Origin of the sequence: Pseudarthrobacter sp. NPDC058119 (genome assembly GCF_042884655.1) — a bacterium.
In the GTDB taxonomy this organism is placed as follows: Bacteria; Actinomycetota; Actinomycetes; order Actinomycetales; family Micrococcaceae; genus Arthrobacter.
The window spans coordinates 41,136-59,272 of record NZ_JBHVTN010000008.1; the positions used below are offsets into that span (position 1 = coordinate 41,136).

Sequence of the window (18,137 nt, forward strand, 5' to 3'; positions counted from 1 at the left end):
TTCCGGCCTCCACCGGCGGCCCGCCAGCCCCACCAACGAACGGACTTAGCACGTGACCACTACCCCTGCCTTCCCGCGGGTCCACATCGCCACCGACCACGCAGGCATGGAGCTCAGCGCCCACCTGGTGTCCCACCTGACCGGGAAGGGATACGAGGTGGTGGACCACGGGCCCAAGGTCTACGACGCCCAGGACGACTACCCGTCCTTCTGCATCAACGCCGCCCTTGCCGTGGTGGCCGACCGGGATGCCGGGGTCCACGCCCTGGGCATCGTGCTGGGCGGCTCCGGAAACGGCGAACAGATCGCCGCCAACAAGGTCAAGGGCATCCGCGCGGCCCTCGCGTGGAACCTCTCCACGGCCACGCTGGCCCGCGAACACAATGACGCCAACGTTGTGGCCCTGGGCGGCCGCCAGCACACTGTCGAAGAAGCCACCGCACTGGTGGAAGCATTCCTGGCCGAGCCGTTCAGCAATGACGAACGGCACGTGCGCAGGATCGGCAAGATCGCGGCCTACGAAGCGACCGGCGAGGTCATCGAGTAGTGCCCGAGGGCCATTCCGTCCGCAGGCTCGCCCGCCAGTTCGGTGATGTCTTCACCGGTGAGGTGCTGGCTGTCTCCAGTCCCCAGGGCAGGTTCAGCGGAGGAGCGGCGCTGCTGGACGGCCACGCCATGGTCGCCGCCGAGGCACACGGGAAGCACCTGTTCCTGCACTTCGACAACTCGCTGGTGCTGCACGTCCACCTCGGCCTCTACGGGGCCTGGAGCTTCGGCGGGGACAGCACCTTCGCCGGCGCGTCAAGCATCGGTGCGCCGCGGCGGGTAGGGGAGCGGGAGGCCTTCGTTGACGGGGACGACGACGGCGGCGTGCCGTACGCGGGTCCGCCGGCACCCGTCGGGGCCGTGCGGGTCAGGCTCGCCGGAAGCCACGGCTGGGCGGACCTGCGCGGCGCCACCACCTGCGAAACCATCACTGGCGGGGAGATGGAGGGTGTCCTGGCGCGGCTGGGGCCGGATCCGTTGCGCAACCTGCGCGGGGACGCCGGCCGGTTCGCCGCGAACGTGCTGTCCCGGAAGACCCCGCTGGCGGCCCTGCTCATGGACCAGAAGGTGATCGCCGGCGTCGGGAACGTCTACCGCGCCGAGGTCCTGTTTCGCCGCCGCCTCGATCCCCTCCTGCCCGGAAGCGCCTTGGCGGAGGCCGAGGCCCGCAGGCTGTGGCGCGACGTCGTTGCCGTCATGAACGACGGCGTGGCGGACGGGCGGATCATCACCACCCCGCCGAAATACTGGAAGCTCAACGGGACCACTGCGGCCAGGGCGGCCGCGGCAGGGGAACCGGTGCCGGCCAAGAGCGCACGCTTTCCGCACCGCGACGACGTCCATTTCGTCTATAAACGGCACGGGCTGCCCTGCCGGGTATGCCGCACCATCGTGCTCATGGCCGACCTCGCCGGGCGGAACCTCTACTGGTGCCCCTATTGCCAGCAGCCGCAGGCGTAGGCGGCAAAACAAAAAGGACCCCTCAGTTGAGGGGTCCTTTTGTCATATGGAGGGGACGACGGGAATCGAACCCGCGTAATCAGTTTGGAAGACTGAGGCTTTACCATTAAGCTACGTCCCCGAAGGAAGATCCGTTTTTCGCGGAAACTCCGGGCTGGCTGTCCAAGCCGGATACAACTAAACCTAATTCATGGCCTACGTGTCAAATGTGCATTCGCGACGCGTATCACCGTAGACTTGCCTGTGCACTTACGGGGTGTAGCTCAGCTTGGCTAGAGCGCCTGCTTTGGGAGCAGGAAGTCGCAGGTTCAAATCCTGTCACCCCGACTCTGCGGCCAGGACCAGCCGGCCTGGACACACATTGCGTTGCAGAAACCCATCCCACAACCCAGGAGTACTTAGACCGTGAAGAGCGCTGTCGAGAACCTCACCCCCACGCGGGTCAAGCTCAATGTTGAGGTCCCCTTTGAGGAACTGAAGCCCAGCATCGACTCGGCCTACAAGACCGTCGCGTCGCAGATCCAGGTTCCCGGGTTCCGCAAGGGCAAGGTTCCCGCCAAGCTCATCGACCAGCGCGTCGGCCGTGGCTACGTACTGGAGACCGCCATTAATGACGGCCTCAACGGCTGGTACCAGGCTGCCGTGCAGGAATCCGGCATCCGCCCGCTGAGCCGTCCCGAGGTGGAAATCACCGAGGTTCCGGACCCCTCCGCCACCGACGGCGGCCTGAAGTTCGCTGCCGAGGTTGACGTCCGCCCCGAGATCGAACTTCCGGACTACGCCGGCATCAAGGTCGAGGTCGCAGCCGCGGAGTCCTCTGACGCCGACGTGGACAAGGCCCTGGACGAACTGCGTGGCCGCTTCGGCACCCTGAAGTCCGTTGACCGTCCCGCTGCCGACGGTGACTTCCTCACCATCGACATCACCGCCACGATCGACGGCGAAGAGGTCGACTCCGCTGCCGGCCTGTCCTACCAAGTAGGCGCCGGCACCATGCTCGAAGGCATGGACGAAGCCGTGACCGGCCTCAGCGCCGACGAGGACGCCATCTTCGACACCACCCTGGTGGGCGGCGACCACGCCGGCGAAGCCGCCCAGGTCAAGGTAGTGGTCAAGGCCGTAAAGGAACGCGAACTGCCCGAGGCGAACGATGACTTCGCCCAGCTGGCCTCCGAGTTCGACACCCTTGCCGAACTGCGCGAAGACCTGGCCAAGCAGGCCGCCGAGTCCAAGATCGTGGAGCAGGGTGTTGAAGCCCGCGACAAGGTCCTGGACAAGCTGGTGGAGCTCGTCGAGGTTCCGGTTCCGGACTCCGTCGTCGAAGAGCAGCTCGAAGCCCACTTCCAGGAGGGCAACGGCCACGGTGACGGCGAGCACGACACCGAAGAGCACCGCGAAGAGGTCCGCGCCAACACGGCCCGCGCCTTCCAGAACGAAATCATCCTCGACGCCATCGCGGAGAAGGAAGAAGTCAACGTCAGCCAGAGCGAGCTGATCGACTACATCGTCACCACCGCCAGCCAGTACGGCATGGACCCCAACCAGTTCGCCCAGATCATCGATCAGAGCGGCCAGGTCCCCATGATGGTTTCCGAGGTCCGCCGCCGCAAGGCGCTGGCCGTCGTCCTGGGCCAGGCCACGGTGACCGACACTGAGGGCAAGGCTGTCGACCTGAGCGACTTCGTCCGCCCCGCCGGTGAAGAGGCTCCCGACGCCGACGCCGAGGCTGTTGAGGCCGAAGCCGCCGAGGCAGAGGTAGCCGAGGACACCACGGCTGACGCCAAGGCATAGTCCTTCCCGTAACGCAGCAACGGCCCCTGGATCCCTTCGATCCGGGGGCCGTTCGCGTTCTCCGGGAAGGAGCCCACTGCCGGTTCGGTGATCGTGCGCCGTCAGCGAACAGCCGTCGGTGCGCGAACAAAACACCCGTGAAACCGGTTAGTGTCCAAGTAGTGATTTTCAGTGATGTCACCGTCACCAGTGAGAGGTAAGTAAACATGTCACAGCACTCAGAGGCCCCCCGGATGGCGACCGTCGATCCTGCAGCCCAGGACAACTACATTTACAACCGCCTCCTCAAGGAGCGGATCATCTGGCTGGGCTCGGAGGTGCGTGACGACAACGCCAACGCGATCTGCTCGCAGCTGCTCCTGCTCTCGGCCGAAAACCCGGAGAAGGACATCTACCTCTACATCAACTCTCCCGGCGGCTCCGTCACGGCAGGCATGGCCATCTACGACACCATGCAGTTCATCCCGAACGACGTCGTGACCGTCGCCACCGGCCTGGCCGCCTCCATGGGACAGTTCCTGCTCTCCTCCGGCACCAAGGGCAAGCGGTATGCCACCCCCAACGCCCGCGTCCTGATGCACCAGCCGTCCGGCGGCATCGGCGGCACCGCTTCCGATATCAAGATCCAGGCCGAACTCATCCTGCACATGAAGAAGGTCATGGCGGAACTCACCGCCGAGCAGACCGGCCAGACCGTTGAAACCATCCTCAAGGACAACGACCGCGACAAGTGGTTCACCGCCACCGAAGCCCTCGAATACGGTTTCTTCGACAAGATCGCCGCGCACGCCGGCTCCGTCTCAGGCGGCGGCGGAACGTCCAACGGTTCCTCCGGCGAATCAGCCTCCCAGAACTAACCGGCATCCAGAACCCCTTTCGATCAGGAGCAAACACAATGAACTACAACTTCGGGTGGTCAGCCGGCAATCTTCCGTCCAGCCGCTACGTCCTGCCGCAGTTCGAGGAACGCACCCCCTACGGCTTCAAGCGCCAGGACCCCTACACCAAGCTCTTCGAGGACCGCATCATCTTCCTCGGCGTGCAGGTGGACGACGCCTCCGCTGACGACATCATGGCCCAGCTGTTGGTCCTGGAGTCCACGGACCCGGACCGGGACATCACGTTGTACATCAACTCGCCCGGCGGCTCCTTCACCGCCATGACCGCGATCTACGACACCATGCAGTACATCCGCCCCGAGATCCAGACCGTCTGCCTGGGCCAGGCTGCCAGTGCGGCTGCCGTGCTGCTGGCGGCGGGCACCCCCGGCAAGCGGCTGGCACTGCCCAATGCACGCGTGCTCATCCACCAGCCCGCACTTTCCGGCGGCCAGGGCGGACAGGCCTCAGACCTGGAGATCCAGGCCGCAGAGGTCATGCGCATGCGCTCCTGGCTGGAGGACACCCTGGCCCAGCATTCGGGACGTACGTCGGAGCAGGTCAACAACGACATCGAGCGCGACAAGATCCTCACCGCCGAAGAAGCCCAGGCATACGGCCTCATCGACCAGGTTCTTGACTCCCGCAAGATCAAGCCCCAGGCAATCACGAGGTAGCAGTACCGAAAGCCGGTGCGGTCCAGTTCATTTGGCCGCACCGGCCTTTTCATTCCACCCTTGGGACCGAATGTGACCTAGAGTGGATGTTGTCACAAACCGGGCTGTGCCGTCCGGTCAAGATTTCAGCAATGGTGCAGGGCTGCCAGGCAGCAGGATACTAAGGGGTTCATATATGGCTCGGATTGGCGAGAGCACGGATCTGCTGAAGTGCTCTTTCTGTGGGAAGAGCCAGAAGCAGGTGCGCAAGCTGATTGCCGGCCCCGGTGTCTACATCTGTGATGAATGCATCGAGTTGTGCAACGAAATCATCGAGGAAGAGCTCGCGGAGGTCGCCGACCTCGGCAGTTTCGAACTGCCCAAACCGCGCGAAATCTTCGACTTCCTCCAGGAGTATGTCATCGGCCAGGAGCCTGCCAAACGCTCCCTCGCCGTCGCGGTCTACAACCACTACAAGCGCATCCAGGCAGGACACGCGCCGAAGTCCGGTAACCTCGGGGACGGCGTGCACCACGACGACGTCGAGATCGCCAAGTCGAATATCCTCCTCATTGGCCCTACCGGCTGCGGCAAGACCTACCTTGCGCAGACCCTCGCCCGCCGGCTGAACGTCCCGTTCGCCGTGGCCGACGCCACCGCCCTGACCGAGGCCGGTTATGTGGGCGAAGACGTGGAGAACATCCTCCTCAAGCTCATCCAGGCCGCTGACTACGACGTCAAGAAGGCCGAACAGGGCATCATCTACATCGACGAGATCGACAAGATCTCCCGCAAGAGCGAAAACCCGTCCATCACCCGCGACGTGTCCGGCGAGGGCGTGCAGCAGGCGCTCCTGAAGATCCTCGAAGGTACCGTGGCGTCCGTGCCTCCGCAGGGCGGAAGGAAGCACCCGCACCAGGAATTCATCCAGATCGACACCACCAACGTCCTCTTCATCGTGGCCGGCGCGTTCGCCGGCCTGGAAGAGATCATCGGCTCCCGCTCCGGCCGGAAGGGCATCGGTTTCGGTGCTCCACTGAACGAGGCCAGCAAGAAGGTTGACTCCTATGGCGAGGTCATGCCGGAGGACCTGCTGAAGTTCGGCCTGATCCCCGAGTTCATCGGCAGGCTCCCCGTCATCACCACCGTGTCCAACCTGGACCGGGATGCCCTGATCCAAATCCTTTCCACTCCCAAGAACGCCCTGGTGAAGCAGTACCAGAAGATGTTCCAAATTGACGGCGTGGAACTGGTGTTTGACGACTCCGCACTGGAAGCCATTGCCGACCAGGCCCTGGAACGGGGCACCGGCGCCCGCGGCCTGCGTGCGATCCTGGAGGAAGTCCTGCTTCCCGTGATGTTCGATCTTCCCAGCCGCGAAGACGTGGCCAGCGTAGTGATCACCGAAGACGTGGTCCTGCGGGGCGCCGAACCCACCATGATTCCGCACGTGGCCAAGCGCCGTAAGTCTGCCTGACCGAGAGGACCTCCGTGACTGCACCCGAAATGAACAAAGCCGACTTCTGGTTCGACCCCCTGTGCCCGTTCGCATGGGTGACCTCCCGCTGGATCGGGGAAGTGGAAGCCGTGCGGGACATCGAGACGGAGTGGCACGTCATGAGCCTGGCAGTCCTTAACGAAGGACGCGACCTGGACCCCGGCTACCGCGAGTCCATGGACAACGCATGGGGCATGGTCCGCGTGATCATCGCCGCCCGGGAAGAGCATGGGCCGCAGGTCATCAAGCCGCTTTACGATGCCATGGGCACGCTGATCCACAACCAGGGCGAAAAGGACCGCACCGAGGTCATCACCAAGGCCCTCGCGGACTGCGGACTCCCCGCCTCCCTGGCAGACGCCGCCACCTCCGGCGCGTACGATCCACAGCTTCGGGCCAGCCACGAGGAAGGAATCTCGCTGGTGGGCCAGGACGTCGGCACCCCCGTGGTGGCCTTCAACGGCACCGCGTTCTTTGGTCCGGTGCTGACCCGCATCCCCCGCGGTGAGGAAGCCGGCAGGATCTGGGATGCCACCACAGCCATCGCTGCCTATCCGCACTTCTTCGAGTTGAAGCGCAGCCGCACCGAGAGCCCGGAATTCGACTGAACGGCGGGTACTGAGGAGCTGAAAGGGCCCCGGGATAACTACCTGGATGTAGTTATCCCGGGGCCCTTGCACGTGGTCCGGCGCAGGAGAACAATAGTTCCTACCACTTCGAAAGAAGAGGACGCAGGAACCAAAGATTCAGTGATTTGTCAGTTAACGCAGCCATCGGCAAAGTTGAATGCAAGCTACCAGTGACGGGGTAGTAAGACCTGAAGATCAGCGGATCCTGCCAGACCATCAGAGCACGTCACCGGATGGCCGAAAAGTCGAAGCCCCACCAACGGCAAAACGCTGATGGGGCTTCCCCTTTGCCTTGAAACAGGCTGGCCTGGCGATGGTCCGGCCTCAGGCCTTGGCGGGCTCGTCGCTCGGGGCGAGGGCAACGTCGGTGACGGCCAAATCCCCTTCTCCCACCACCAACGTGAGGTCGCGGGCGTTGGACGCAGCCTTCAAATCAGACAGCCCGGCCTGCAGCTGCGCTGTCAGCGCTTCCGGGGCCGTGATGGTCGCGGACAGCACCTCGGTGCGCTGCTTGACCTTGGCCTCCGACTTGGCCTTGCGGACGCCGCTGAGCGCCACGCCCACGGTCGCGAGCATGGTGGTGTCGCCGTCCGGGATCTCCCGTGCGCCCGGCCAGTCGGCCCGATGCACGGACCCGTTGCGCCACCAGCTCCACACTTCCTCCGTGGCGAAGGGCAGGAACGGGGCGAAGAGCCGCAGCAAAGTGTCCAGGGTGGTGGCCAGGGCGGCCAGCACGGATGCCTGCTCAGCCTCGCCCGCTGCTCCGTAGGCACGGTCCTTAATCAGCTCCACGTAGTCATCCGTGAACTGCCAGAAGAACGACTCCGTGAGCTGCAAAGCCCGGGCGTAGTCGTAGTTGTCGAATGCCTTTGTGGACTGTGCCACGACGTCGGCCAGCTGGGCCAGGAGCGCACGGTCCAAGGGGTTCGTCAGCACGGCAAGATCGCCGGAGAGCACGGAGTTCTCGGTGGCGCCCAGGTTCAGGACGAACTTGGAGGCGTTCAGGAGCTTGATGGCGAGCCGCCGGCCGATCTTCATCTGCGCGATCTCGTAGGCCGTGTCCGCACCCAGCCGTGCAGAGGCAGCCCAGTAGCGGACGGCGTCCGAGCCGTATTCGTTCAGCACGTCCGTGGGGACCACCACGTTGCCCTTGGACTTGGACATCTTCTTGCGGTCCGGGTCCAGGATCCAGCCGGAGATGGCGGCGTGCTTCCAGGGTGCGCAGTCCTGCAGTGCGTCCGCGCGGACCACCGAGGAGAACAGCCAGGTGCGGATGATGTCGTGGCCCTGGGGACGGAGGTCGAACGGGTAGACCTTGGCGAACAGGTCCTCGTCCCGGCTCCAGCCGCCCACGATCTGCGGGGTCAGGGAGGACGTGGCCCAGGTGTCCAGGACGTCGGCGTCGCCGGTGAAGCCGTTGGGCTGGTCGCGCTGTGCCTCGTCGAAGCCCGGCGCGGCGTCGGCGGCAGGGTCGACGGGCAGGAGCCCGTCGGAGGGCAGGATGGGGTTGTCGTAGTCCGGGTTTCCCTGCGCGTCGAGCGGGTACCAGACGGGAATGGGCACACCGAAGAACCGCTGGCGGGAGACCAGCCAGTCACCGTTCAGGCCGGCGATCCAGTTCTCGTAACGGGACCGCATGAAGGACGGGTGGAAGTCGATGTCCTTGCCCCGGCCAATGAGGCGTTCGCGGCGGTCCTCGTCGCGGCCGCCGTTGCGGATGTACCACTGGCGGGACGTGACCACTTCCAGCGGCTTGTCGCCCTTTTCGAAGAAGTTCACCGGGTGCGTGATCTTCTTGGGCTCGCCGTCGAGCAGGTCCGCTTCCTTGAGCAGCTCCACCACGGCTTCCTTGGCGGAAAAAGCAGTCTTCCCGGCGATTGCGGCATAGGCCTCCCTGCCGGCCTCGCTGGTGATCCACTCGGGGGTCTCGGCGATGATGCGGCCGTCACGGCCCATGATGGCGCGGGTGGGCAGCTGCAGTTCGCGCCACCAGGTGACGTCGGTCAGGTCGCCGAAGGTGCACACCATGGCGATGCCCGAACCCTTGTCGGCCTTGGCCAGCGGGTGGGCCTTGACCTCAAGCTCGACGTCGAACAGCGGGGACTTCACGGTCTTGCCGAACAACGGCTGGTAGCGCTCGTCGTCGGGGTTCGCCACCAGTGCGGCACAGGCGGCCAGTAGCTCCGGGCGGGTGGTCTCAATGAAGACCTTGTCCCCGTCTTCGGTGAAGAAGGGGTAGCGGTAGTAGGCCCCGGGGACTTCGCGGTCCTCGAGCTCAGCTTGCGCCACGGCCGTGCGGAAGGTGACGTCCCACAGTGTGGGCGCCTCGGCCATGTAGGCGTCGCCGGCGGCCAGGTTGGCCAGGAAGGCCCGCTGGGACACGGCGCGGGAGGTGTCGTCAATGGTGCGGTAGGTCAGGTCCCAGTCAACGGACAGCCCCAGGGTCTGGAAAAGGTTTTCAAAGACCTTCTCGTCCTCGACGGCGAGTTCCTCGCACAGTTCGATGAAGTTCTGCCGGGACACGACGTCGAAATCGCGCTGGTTCTTCGCCGGCTGGGCTGGCGGCTGGTAGTCGGCGTTGTAGGGGATGGCCGGATCACAGCGTACGCCGTAGTAGTTCTGGACACGGCGTTCCGTGGGCAGGCCGTTGTCGTCCCACCCCATGGGGTAGAACACATTCCTGCCGGTCATGCGCATGTAGCGTGCCTGGACGTCCGTCTGGGTGAAGGAGAACATGTGCCCCACGTGCAGGGAGCCCGACGCGGTGGGCGGGGGAGTGTCGATCGAGTAGACCTGCTCCCGGGTGGTGTCGGGGTTGAACTTGTAGGTTCCTTCGGACAGCCAGCGCTGGGTGAGCGCGGCTTCGAGGCCCTCGAGGGCCGGCTTGTCCGGAACGTTGATGGGGGCGGTGGTGGGCGTGTCTGTACCCTGCGTGTCTTCAGCCATTGGGCAATTGTTTCATGCTGGCTCCAACCCACCCAACCCGTGCCGCCCGGGCTGATGCGAAGGCGGGTAGCATGCGGGCCATGGGAGAGTTCCGGGCATCCTTCGGCGTGAAGCGCATCTACGAGCCGCCGGCGGACGACGACGGCTTCCGGGTGCTGGTGGACCGGCTTTGGCCCCGGGGAATGGCCAAGGAGAACGCCGCCGTCGACCTTTGGCTCAAGGACGTGGCACCCTCCACGGAGCTGCGCAAGGAGTTCAACCACCGCCCCGCACAGTTCGCCGGCTTTAGCGCCCGCTACCGGTCTGAACTGGACGCCAATCCGGCCGTAGCGGTACTGCTGGACCTGGCGGGGGAACACCCCAGGGTTACCCTGCTCTACGCCGCCCGCAATACGGAGGCCAACCACGCGCGGGTCCTGCTTGGTTACCTCCGGGGCCGGCCCGGCGGCTGATCCCGCTAGGGTGGTGCCATGACTGAGGACTTGCAGAACAAGGCAGCATTGGTGACCGGCGCGAGCAGCGGAATCGGAGAGGCAACGGTGCGCGCCCTGCGGGCGGACGGGTGGACTGTCTTCGCCGTGGCCCGCAGGGCCGACAGGCTCGCCGCCCTGGAAGGGGAGACGGGCGCCGTCGCGATTCCCGCAGACATCGCAGAGGACGACGACGTGTCCCGGCTCCTCGCCCAGGTCACCGAAGCGGGCGGCATTGACACGCTGATCAACATCGCCGGCGGCGCCCGCGGCGCTGACAAGGTGGGCGATGCCAACACCGCCGATTGGGAGTGGATGTACCGCGTCAACGTCCTGGGAACCCTCAAGCTCACCCGCGCGTTCCTTCCGATGCTGCGGGCCACCGGCACCGGCACCGTCCTGAACCTCACCTCCACCGCAGGGCTGGACGCCTACGAAGGCGGGGGCGGCTACAACGCTGCCAAGTTTGGGCAGCACGCCATGACCAACGCCCTCCGGCTCGAAGAGGCTGAGCACAACGTGCGGGTCATCGAGGTGGCGCCGGGGCTGGTGCAGACCGAGGAGTTCGCCCTCAACCGGCTGGGGGATGCCCAGTCCGCGGAAAAGGTCTACCAGGGCGTGGAGAAGCCGCTGACCGCAGGGGACGTGGCCGACGTCGTCCGCTACGCCGTCAGCGCCCCGCACCACGTCAACCTTGACCAGGTCGTCATCCGGCCGGTGGCGCAGGCAGCCACGCACAAGCTGATCCGTAAGGGCTAGGTGTACTCAGTCAGTAGGTTGTTTGCACCTGCTGATGGGTGGTTTGCCTCCGAGGCTGCCGTGTGGCCGGTGGTTGTTGTAGAAGTTTAGCCATGGTTGCAGGGCGTCGGTCCGGGCTTGGTTCGAGGTGAAGGGTTGCCGGTAGGCCCAGCCTTCTTGGAGGGTGCGGTTGAAGCGTTCTGTTTTGCCGTTCTGCCAGGGATGGCGGGGTTTGATCAGAATGTGTTTGGCGCCCAGGGCAGCCAAAGCTTCTTGGAAATCTTTCGATAGCCGGTAGGCGAAGGCGTTATCAGTCATGACCCGTCGTACGGGGGCCCCGTTGGCTGCCATCGCGGCCGCTGCCCGGGTGAGGAAGCCGGCGCAGGTCGGGCCTTTCTCGTCCGGCAGGACCTCGGCATAGGCGAAACGGGTGTAGTCGTCCACGGCGACGTGGACGTAGTCAAAACCGACTTTCTGCGGTGATTTGCGGTGGTTGGAGCGGCTTTGCGCCGGGTCGGCCCGCCAACCGCCGCCGTCCGGGATCCGGCCTAGTTTCTTGACGTCGATGTGGATCATGTCCCCGGGAGCGTCGCGTTCGTAGCGGCGGTCGGTGGCACGGGACGCGCGGATCCGTTCCCCGGTCACCGGGTCCAGGTCCCACAGCCTGGGCATACCCGCGCGGGCCAGAATCCGGGAGACCGTCCGGGCGCTCGTGCCGCAGCGCACTGCCAGGTCCATAGGGCCTTCGCGATGCTCGACGCGCTGGGTGAGAACATCCGCTACGACTTCCGCGGAGGTGGCGTGCGGGCATGATCTCGGTCTGGAGCTGCGGTCCTCCAAACCAGCCCAGCCATCCGCGCGGTACCTGCTGATCCAGCGGTGCGCGCAGGTCCTTGAGATACCCATTTCCTTCGCGACATGAGCCACAGGACGGCCGGCAAGGACTCGCTCGATAATGATCCGCCTACCGTTCGGAGTCAGTCGGGCATTACGGTGGGACATGAAGACCTCTTAGTCGTTGGCTGTGTGTGGTAACCACCAACCTAAGAGGTCTTCACCTATTCACGATGTAACCAACGTCCTGACCCAGTACAGCTAGGGGACCTGGATGTGCAGGGTGGCCACCACTGCGGCATGATCCGTCCCGGCGATTTTCTGGACTGAGTAGCCGGAGCCGGTGATGTCGCGGGTGGTCACCAGGTGGTCCAGGGCAATTCCCGGCAGGTGGTAGCTGCGCATCGGCCAGGTGGGCACCAGCCTGCTGCCCGCTGAGGCCGCCACGTCCACCAGGGTGCGGCCGCCTCCAGCCCCGCCCAGCAGCGAACGGAATTCCCGGTGGTCATAGGTTGCGTTGAAGTCCCCTGCCAGCAGCAGGGGCCCGGGACCGGTGCCGGCCACGCCCACCGCCGCCAGTTCCCTGCGCCACTGGTTCACGGCGCTGCCCACCGGTGCCAGGGTGTGTACAGCCACGACCCGAAGGGTTGAACCGCTGCCGTCGGCAAGGTCCAGCCGCACAACCGGCATGCTGAAGTGGGTCTGCGGAATCACCCCGAAGTCCTCGAGCATTAGCGACGAGTAGACCGCAGTTCCCCCGGCGCCATCCCTGGGGTGGGCAATCCGGTGCGGAAGCAGTCCGTCCAGCCCCGCCGCTGCCAGCTTCAGGGAGAGCTGGGGCGTGTACTCCTGCACTGCCAGCAGGCCCACATGGTGTTCCCGGACCAGGTCCACGATCCCGACTGCGTCCGCGCCGCCCAGTTCCGAGTTGATGCTCATGGCCACCAGGGTGACCTCCCGTCCGGCCGCCTCGGCGGAGGGCCCGCGGACATCCAGGGGAAGAGCCAGAACGCCTGGCACCCCACCAGCGATGCGGCCAGGATCTGCTGCCACCGGCTGCGCCCCAGGAATGCGAGCAGCAAGGCGGCCGCGGCGGGCGCGGCAACCCAGGGCATGAACGCCACCAGCTGCACGCCCAGTGACGGGCCACTCCGCCGGCACGGCCCGGACGGCCGACGCGGCTGCCACCGGCAGCGCGACCGGCATGAACAGCCACCTGCAGACAGTGGCCACCCGGGTCCGCCCGGGAGAGGGCACGGAAGCTGTCATGAGCCGACTCCAGGGAATGCGTAACGCCGGTGGCAGCCCTCCCTGGGCAGGGGCCGGGGGGAGCGGTTCAGGGCCATGGGTCCAGTGTGCCGACGACGGCGGCATGGTCCGTGCCGGGGAATTCAAGGGTGCTGAACGCTGCCACCCTGATGCCGCGGCTGACGAGGATGTGGTCGATGGCAGTAAAGGCGGGCACCGGCGCGTTGATGGGCCAGGTAGGGACAAGGCCCATCCCTGCGGTTCCTGCGGCATCAGTAAGGCCGGCGTCGAGCAGGTTCCGGAATTCTGCGTGGTCGTGGCCGGCATTGAAGTCGCCCAGCAGGACTGAGCCCCTGTACGCAGGGAGTCCCCGCTGCAGGTCTGCCAGCTGGTCGAGTTCCGCCCGCCAGGACGGTGTGTGTCCAGGGCGGGGGGAGTCAATGTGCACCGAGGTCAGCTGGATGCCGCCGCCGGTGCCCGGGACGTCGGCGACGGCACGGGTCTGGTAGAAGGACGTACCGGGTACGCGCGGCATCCGCACGAGTGGATAGCGGGAGAAGATGGCGTTGCCGGTGCCGGCTCCGTCAACATCGATGGCCCGGTACGGAAAGTCCACGCCAATTCCTGCCGCCTCAAGGCCTGCCAGGCCTTCAAGCGCCAGTTCGGGAAGGGCAAGGATGTCCACCTCCCGTGCCCGGGCCTGCCCCAGCAGTGCGGCCGGATCCACCCCCGTGGATCCCACGTTCAGTGCCATCACCGTCAGCGGGTGCACGGCGGCACGGCTTGCGGCCGCAGCAGCCTGGGCAGGCCGCCCAAGGAGTGGTCCCGCGGACGTGGACCCGGGGACGATACGCGGCGCCACCATCAACATCTGCCCTGCCAGGAGACCAGTGGCCAGCACGGCCAGCACCATCCGCGCACCCCGGAGCTCCAGGGCGACGGCGGCCAGGGCGGCAGCCGCCGCGGCGAGGGACGCGAACAAACTGGCGGGGAACAGGGACAGCAACTGGACCCACGGCGTACCGGACCCGCCGCCGGCAAGCCGCACGCCGGTCAGCGCCGCTGCAGGCAGCCACAGGACGGCCGCGATTGACCAGCAGGCCCAGGAACCCGCCCGGCGCAAAAGGCTGGGCCGCGTGCCCGGCACGGATGGCTGCACCGCTCGCATCTGTCCATTATTGGCGGCCCGGTGCGGGCAGGACAGCGGTCACTGCCCGCAACTGCCTCCCTAATTCCGCACCCCGTCACCGCCAGTTCCCCGGGAGGCGCCCGGCCCGGAGACTACCGACCGGGAAAGGAGGATGGCTGGAATGGCACAGGACGCCACGGCGATAGTAGACTCAAGGGTGGCGATGACCCGGCAATCACCGGCGAGCTTCCGGAAGAACACCCGGCCCAGGTAAACAGTGGCCGCGCCAGTAGAACCGGACGGGTAAGCCCGTCACAGCAGTAATGAGAGGCCGGGGCAGTGTGTGTTCCTCGCGGAAGACACGGTGCGCCGGTAAGTGAGGTGGTACCGCGGTGGGCGTGAAGTCTTTCAAAGACGGCACGGAAGCCGTCCTCGCATCCTGAACGGAACATCCGGCCCTGCCGGGGTTCACCACGCTCAACCCAGGATGTCGAACATGACGTTTTACCCCAAGGCCTCAGCCTCCATCACCGCTTCCAACGGCAGCGCCGGCGTTTCCGCCTCCGTGAAGTTCCCGGAGATCGAAGAGCGCATCCTGAAGTACTGGGACCAGGACGGCACCTTCCAGGCCAGCATCGAACAGCGCAGTGCCGACGCCCCCGGCGGCGAGCCCGGCAGCAACGAATTCGTGTTCTACGACGGGCCGCCCTTCGCCAACGGCCTGCCGCACTACGGCCACCTCCTCACCGGTTACGCCAAGGACCTGGTGGGCCGCTACCAGACCCAGCGCGGCAAGCGCGTGGAGCGCCGCTTCGGCTGGGACACCCACGGACTGCCCGCCGAGCTCGAGGCCATGAAACAACTGGGCATGACGGACAAGACCCAGATCGAAGCCATGGGCATCGACAAGTTCAACGACGCCTGCCGGGCCTCCGTGATGAAGTACGCCGATGAATGGCGCAGCTACGTCACCCGCCAGGCCCGCTGGGTGGACTTCGACAACGACTACAAGACCCTCAACGTCGAGTACATGGAGTCGGTGCTCTGGGCGTTCAAGCAGCTGCACGACAAGGGGCTGACCTACAACGGCTACCGGGTGCTGCCCTACTGCTGGAAGGACGAAACGCCGCTGTCCAACCATGAGCTGCGCATGGACGACGACGTCTACAAGAACCGCCAGGACCAGACCGTCACTGTCACGTTCCCGATCCTCGCGGGTGAGTCCGCTCTCTCCAGGGAACTCGCCGGCGTGCAGGCGCTCGCCTGGACCACCACTCCCTGGACGCTGCCCACCAACGCCGCGCTCGCCGTCGGGCCTTCCATCACTTACGCCGTGCTGCCGGCCGGCCCCAACGGCATCAAGGCGGCCTCCGCCGACGCCCCGGTGACCGGGAGCTTCATGGTTGCAGCGGACCTGCTGGGCAGCTACGCCAAGGACCTTGGCTACGACAGCTTCGAGGATGCTGAAGCCGCCGTCGTGTCCACCCATACCGGGGCCGAGCTTGAGGGCCTTGGATACCAGCGCCTCTGGGACGACTTCGCCGACAATGAGAAATACGGCATGGAGAACGCCTGGCGCTTTGTGGTGGCAGACTACGTCACCACCACCGACGGCACCGGCATCGTGCACCAGGCGCCCGCCTACGGTGAAGACGACCAGAAGGTCTGCGAGGAGGCAGGCATCCCCGTGGTGCTTTCCGTGGACGAAGGGGCAAAGTTCCTGCCGCTGTTCAAGCACGGCGACCTCCACGACATCGTGGGGCTGCAGGTCTTCGAGGCCAACAAGCCCATCACCCAGGTGCTCCGTGCCCAGGGCCGCCTGGTCCGCCAGGCCAGCTACGAGCACAGCTACCCGCACTGCTGGCGCTGCCGCAACCCGCTGATCTACCGTGCGGTGTCCTCCTGGTACGTGGAGGTCACCAAGTTCAAGGACCGGATGTCCGAACTGAACCAGGAGATCAACTGGATCCCCGGCAACGTCAAGGACGGCCAGTTCGGCAAGTGGCTCGAAAACGCGCGCGACTGGTCCATCAGCCGCAACCGCTTCTGGGGCAGCCCCATCCCCGTCTGGCAGTCCACGGACCCCGAATACCCGCGCACGGACGTTTACGGCTCGCTGGCCGAAATTGAAGCCGACTTCGGCCGGCTGCCGCTGAACAAGGACGGACAGGTGGACCTGCACCGCCCGTTCATCGACGAGCTCACCAGGCCCAACCCGGACGACCCCCGCACCCCCGAAGAAGGCCAGTCCGTCATGCGCCGCGTGGAGGACGTCCTGGACGTTTGGTTCGACTCCGGATCCATGCCGTACGGCCAGGTGCACTACCCGTTCGAGAACGAGGCTTGGTTCAACACCCACAACCCGGCCGACTTCATCGTCGAATACATCGGGCAGACCCGCGGCTGGTTCTACATGCTGCACATCCTGTCCACGGCGCTGTTCGACCGGCCGGCGTTCCGGAACGTCATCAGCCACGGCATCGTGCTGGGTTCCGACGGCCAGAAGATGTCCAAGAGCCTGCGCAACTACCCGGACGTCTCCGAGGTCCTGGACCGCGACGGCTCCGACGCCATGCGCTGGTTCCTGATGTCCAGCCCCATCCTGCGCGGCGGCAACCTGATCGTCACCGAGCAGGGTATCCGCGACGGCGTGCGCCAGGTGATCCTGCCGCTGTGGAACGTGTACAGCTTCTTCACGCTCTACACCAACGCTGCTGCCGCGGGACAGGGCTACGAGGCGAAGCTGCGCTACGAAGGCTACGCGGACACCCTTGACCATTACCTGCTGGCCAACACGGGCGACCTGGTCCGGAACATGACCGCGCAGCTGGACACTTATGACATCTCCGGTGCCTGCGACTCGCTGCGCAGCTACCTGGACATGCTCACCAACTGGTACGTCCGCCGCAGCCGGCAGCGCTTCTTCGACGAGGACCAGGACGCCTTCGACGCCCTGTTCACCGCCCTGGAAACCGTCACCCGCGCCGCGGCCCCGCTGCTGCCGCTGGTCTCCGAGGAGATCTGGCGCGGCCTGACCGGCGGCCGCTCCGTGCACCTGGCCGACTGGCCGGACGCGGAACTCTTCCCGGCCAATCCGGCCCTCGTGGAAGCCATGGACCGGGTCCAGCAGATCTGCTCCACCGGGTCGTCCCTTCGCAAGGCAGCAAACCTGCGCGTCCGCCTGCCCCTGCAGGAACTCACCGTCGTGGCACCCGGCGCGGATTCGCTGGAAGGCTTCGCCGCCGTCGTCGCCGATGAACTCAACCTCCGCTCCGTCCGCCTGCTGGACGCTGCCACCGCCTCCCCTGAAGAGTTCGGCATCCAGCAGAAGCTGGTGGTCAACGCCCGGGCCGCCGGCCCGCGCCTGGGCAAGAACGTCCAGGCGGCCATCAAGGGATCCAAGTCCGGCGACTGGTCCGTGGACGACGCCGGTGTGGTCACCGCGGGCGGGCTGCAACTGGAGCCCCAGGAATACACCCTGGAGACGGTGGTGGCAGAATCCGAAGGCGGTTCTGCCGCTGTCGCCGTGCTGCCCGGCGGCGGGTTCGTGGTCCTGAACACCGAGGTCACCCCCGAACTGGAGGCCGAGGGCCTGGCACGCGACATGGTCCGTGCCATCCAACAGGCCCGCAAGGACGCCGGGCTCAACGTCAGCGACCGGATCCGGACCACCGTGACTGCCCCGCAGCAAGTGGTGGACGCCCTGCTGGCCAACGCTGAACTGGTCAAGGGCGAGACGCTGACGGTGGAGCTGGCCGCAGGGCCGGGAGACGTGTCCGAACCCGCCGTCGCAGTTGAAAAAGTGGAGGCCTAA

14 protein-coding genes and 2 tRNA genes are annotated in these 18,137 nt (G+C 65.9%); 11 read left to right on the forward strand and 5 right to left on the reverse strand.

Going from position 1 to position 18,137, the window contains the following annotated elements; genetic code table 11:
* Positions 1–52 precede the first annotated feature (52 nt).
* The gene (locus ACFVTD_RS16620) at positions 53–547 is read left to right on the forward strand and encodes a ribose-5-phosphate isomerase (RefSeq protein ID WP_387565000.1); all 495 of its coding nucleotides are present in this window, start codon (positions 53–55) and stop codon (positions 545–547) included.
* Positions 547–1,506, forward strand: coding sequence for an Fpg/Nei family DNA glycosylase (locus tag ACFVTD_RS16625; RefSeq protein WP_387565002.1), 960 nt, complete (start codon positions 547–549; stop codon positions 1,504–1,506). Before ACFVTD_RS16620 ends, ACFVTD_RS16625 begins: the two co-directional genes overlap by 1 nt.
* 47 nt (positions 1,507–1,553) lie before the next feature.
* On the opposite strand, the gene ACFVTD_RS16630 is transcribed toward ACFVTD_RS16625, so the two are convergent.
* Positions 1,554–1,627 (reverse strand) — tRNA-Gly (locus ACFVTD_RS16630).
* Between the two features lie 131 nt (positions 1,628–1,758).
* Here ACFVTD_RS16630 and ACFVTD_RS16635 point away from each other — a divergent pair.
* From ACFVTD_RS16635 to ACFVTD_RS16660, 6 genes are all read left to right on the forward strand, one after another.
* Positions 1,759–1,833: transfer RNA gene (locus ACFVTD_RS16635), tRNA-Pro, on the forward strand.
* 78 nt (positions 1,834–1,911) lie between these two features.
* Entirely contained in the window at positions 1,912–3,297 is a 1,386-nt protein-coding gene (gene tig / locus ACFVTD_RS16640) for a trigger factor (RefSeq protein ID WP_387565004.1), read from the forward strand.
* A gap of 233 nt (positions 3,298–3,530) precedes the next feature.
* Positions 3,531–4,154 (forward strand): ATP-dependent Clp protease proteolytic subunit, encoded by a 624-nt coding sequence (locus tag ACFVTD_RS16645; protein WP_018761581.1) that lies wholly within the window; start codon positions 3,531–3,533, stop codon positions 4,152–4,154.
* A 38-nt stretch (positions 4,155–4,192) separates the two neighbouring features.
* On the forward strand, positions 4,193–4,852 hold the full coding sequence (locus tag ACFVTD_RS16650) for an ATP-dependent Clp protease proteolytic subunit (RefSeq protein WP_307426312.1): 660 nt from the start codon (positions 4,193–4,195) through the stop codon (positions 4,850–4,852).
* A 175-nt stretch (positions 4,853–5,027) separates the two neighbouring features.
* The gene (gene clpX, locus ACFVTD_RS16655) at positions 5,028–6,308 is read left to right on the forward strand and encodes an ATP-dependent Clp protease ATP-binding subunit ClpX (RefSeq protein WP_387565006.1); all 1,281 of its coding nucleotides are present in this window, start codon (positions 5,028–5,030) and stop codon (positions 6,306–6,308) included.
* Positions 6,309–6,337: 29 nt separating this feature from the next.
* On the forward strand, positions 6,338–6,937 hold the full coding sequence (locus ACFVTD_RS16660) for a DsbA family protein (RefSeq protein ID WP_387565413.1): 600 nt from the start codon (positions 6,338–6,340) through the stop codon (positions 6,935–6,937).
* A 345-nt stretch (positions 6,938–7,282) separates the two neighbouring features.
* On the opposite strand, the gene valS is transcribed toward ACFVTD_RS16660, so the two are convergent.
* On the reverse strand, positions 7,283–9,904 hold the full coding sequence (valS, locus tag ACFVTD_RS16665; protein ID WP_387565008.1) for a valine--tRNA ligase: 2,622 nt from the start codon (positions 9,902–9,904) through the stop codon (positions 7,283–7,285).
* 80 nt (positions 9,905–9,984) lie between these two features.
* Here valS and ACFVTD_RS16670 point away from each other — a divergent pair, with 80 nt between their 5' ends.
* Together ACFVTD_RS16670 and ACFVTD_RS16675 are read left to right on the forward strand one after the other, a co-directional pair.
* Positions 9,985–10,356 carry a DUF488 domain-containing protein gene (locus tag ACFVTD_RS16670; RefSeq protein WP_387565010.1) on the forward strand — a complete coding sequence of 124 codons (372 nt, stop codon included), beginning with the start codon at positions 9,985–9,987 and terminating at the stop codon, positions 10,354–10,356.
* Between the two features lie 18 nt (positions 10,357–10,374).
* Positions 10,375–11,133: an SDR family oxidoreductase gene (locus tag ACFVTD_RS16675; RefSeq protein WP_387565012.1), complete on the forward strand. Its 759-nt coding sequence runs from the start codon at positions 10,375–10,377 to the stop codon at positions 11,131–11,133.
* A 6-nt stretch (positions 11,134–11,139) separates the two neighbouring features.
* On the opposite strand, the gene ACFVTD_RS16680 is transcribed toward ACFVTD_RS16675, so the two are convergent.
* The 3 genes from ACFVTD_RS16680 to ACFVTD_RS16690 all read right to left on the reverse strand — a co-directional run bounded on the left by ACFVTD_RS16680 (position 11,140) and on the right by ACFVTD_RS16690 (position 14,362).
* Positions 11,140–12,114 carry an IS481 family transposase gene (locus ACFVTD_RS16680; protein ID WP_387565014.1) on the reverse strand — a complete coding sequence of 325 codons (975 nt, stop codon included), beginning with the start codon at positions 12,112–12,114 and terminating at the stop codon, positions 11,140–11,142.
* A gap of 93 nt (positions 12,115–12,207) precedes the next feature.
* Positions 12,208–12,999, reverse strand: a complete 792-nt coding sequence (locus tag ACFVTD_RS16685) for an endonuclease/exonuclease/phosphatase family protein (protein WP_387565016.1) — start codon at positions 12,997–12,999, stop codon at positions 12,208–12,210.
* 283 nt (positions 13,000–13,282) lie between these two features.
* Positions 13,283–14,362, reverse strand: coding sequence for an endonuclease/exonuclease/phosphatase family protein (locus ACFVTD_RS16690; protein ID WP_387565018.1), 1,080 nt, complete (start codon positions 14,360–14,362; stop codon positions 13,283–13,285).
* 457 nt (positions 14,363–14,819) lie between these two features.
* On the opposite strand from ACFVTD_RS16690, the gene ileS reads away from it, so the two are divergent.
* Entirely contained in the window at positions 14,820–18,137 is a 3,318-nt protein-coding gene (gene ileS / locus ACFVTD_RS16695) for an isoleucine--tRNA ligase (RefSeq protein WP_387565020.1), read from the forward strand.

Excerpts from the sequence above, each read along its gene's own strand:
- ACFVTD_RS16645 (WP_018761581.1), top strand. The coding sequence starts at position 3,531 with ATGGCGACCGTCGATCCTGCAGCCCAGGACAACTACATTTACAACCGC.
- ACFVTD_RS16650 (WP_307426312.1), top strand. The coding sequence starts at position 4,193 with ATGAACTACAACTTCGGGTGGTCAGCCGGCAATCTTCCGTCCAGCCGC.
- clpX (WP_387565006.1), top strand. The coding sequence starts at position 5,028 with ATGGCTCGGATTGGCGAGAGCACGGATCTGCTGAAGTGCTCTTTCTGT.
- ACFVTD_RS16660 (WP_387565413.1), top strand. The coding sequence starts at position 6,338 with ATGAACAAAGCCGACTTCTGGTTCGACCCCCTGTGCCCGTTCGCATGG.
- valS (WP_387565008.1), bottom strand. The coding sequence starts at position 9,904 with ATGGCTGAAGACACGCAGGGTACAGACACGCCCACCACCGCCCCCATC.
- ACFVTD_RS16670 (WP_387565010.1), top strand. The coding sequence starts at position 9,985 with ATGGGAGAGTTCCGGGCATCCTTCGGCGTGAAGCGCATCTACGAGCCG.
- ACFVTD_RS16675 (WP_387565012.1), top strand. The coding sequence starts at position 10,375 with ATGACTGAGGACTTGCAGAACAAGGCAGCATTGGTGACCGGCGCGAGC.
- ACFVTD_RS16680 (WP_387565014.1), bottom strand. The coding sequence starts at position 12,114 with ATGTCCCACCGTAATGCCCGACTGACTCCGAACGGTAGGCGGATCATT.
- ACFVTD_RS16690 (WP_387565018.1), bottom strand. The coding sequence starts at position 14,362 with ATGCGAGCGGTGCAGCCATCCGTGCCGGGCACGCGGCCCAGCCTTTTG.
- ileS (WP_387565020.1), top strand. The coding sequence starts at position 14,820 with ATGACGTTTTACCCCAAGGCCTCAGCCTCCATCACCGCTTCCAACGGC.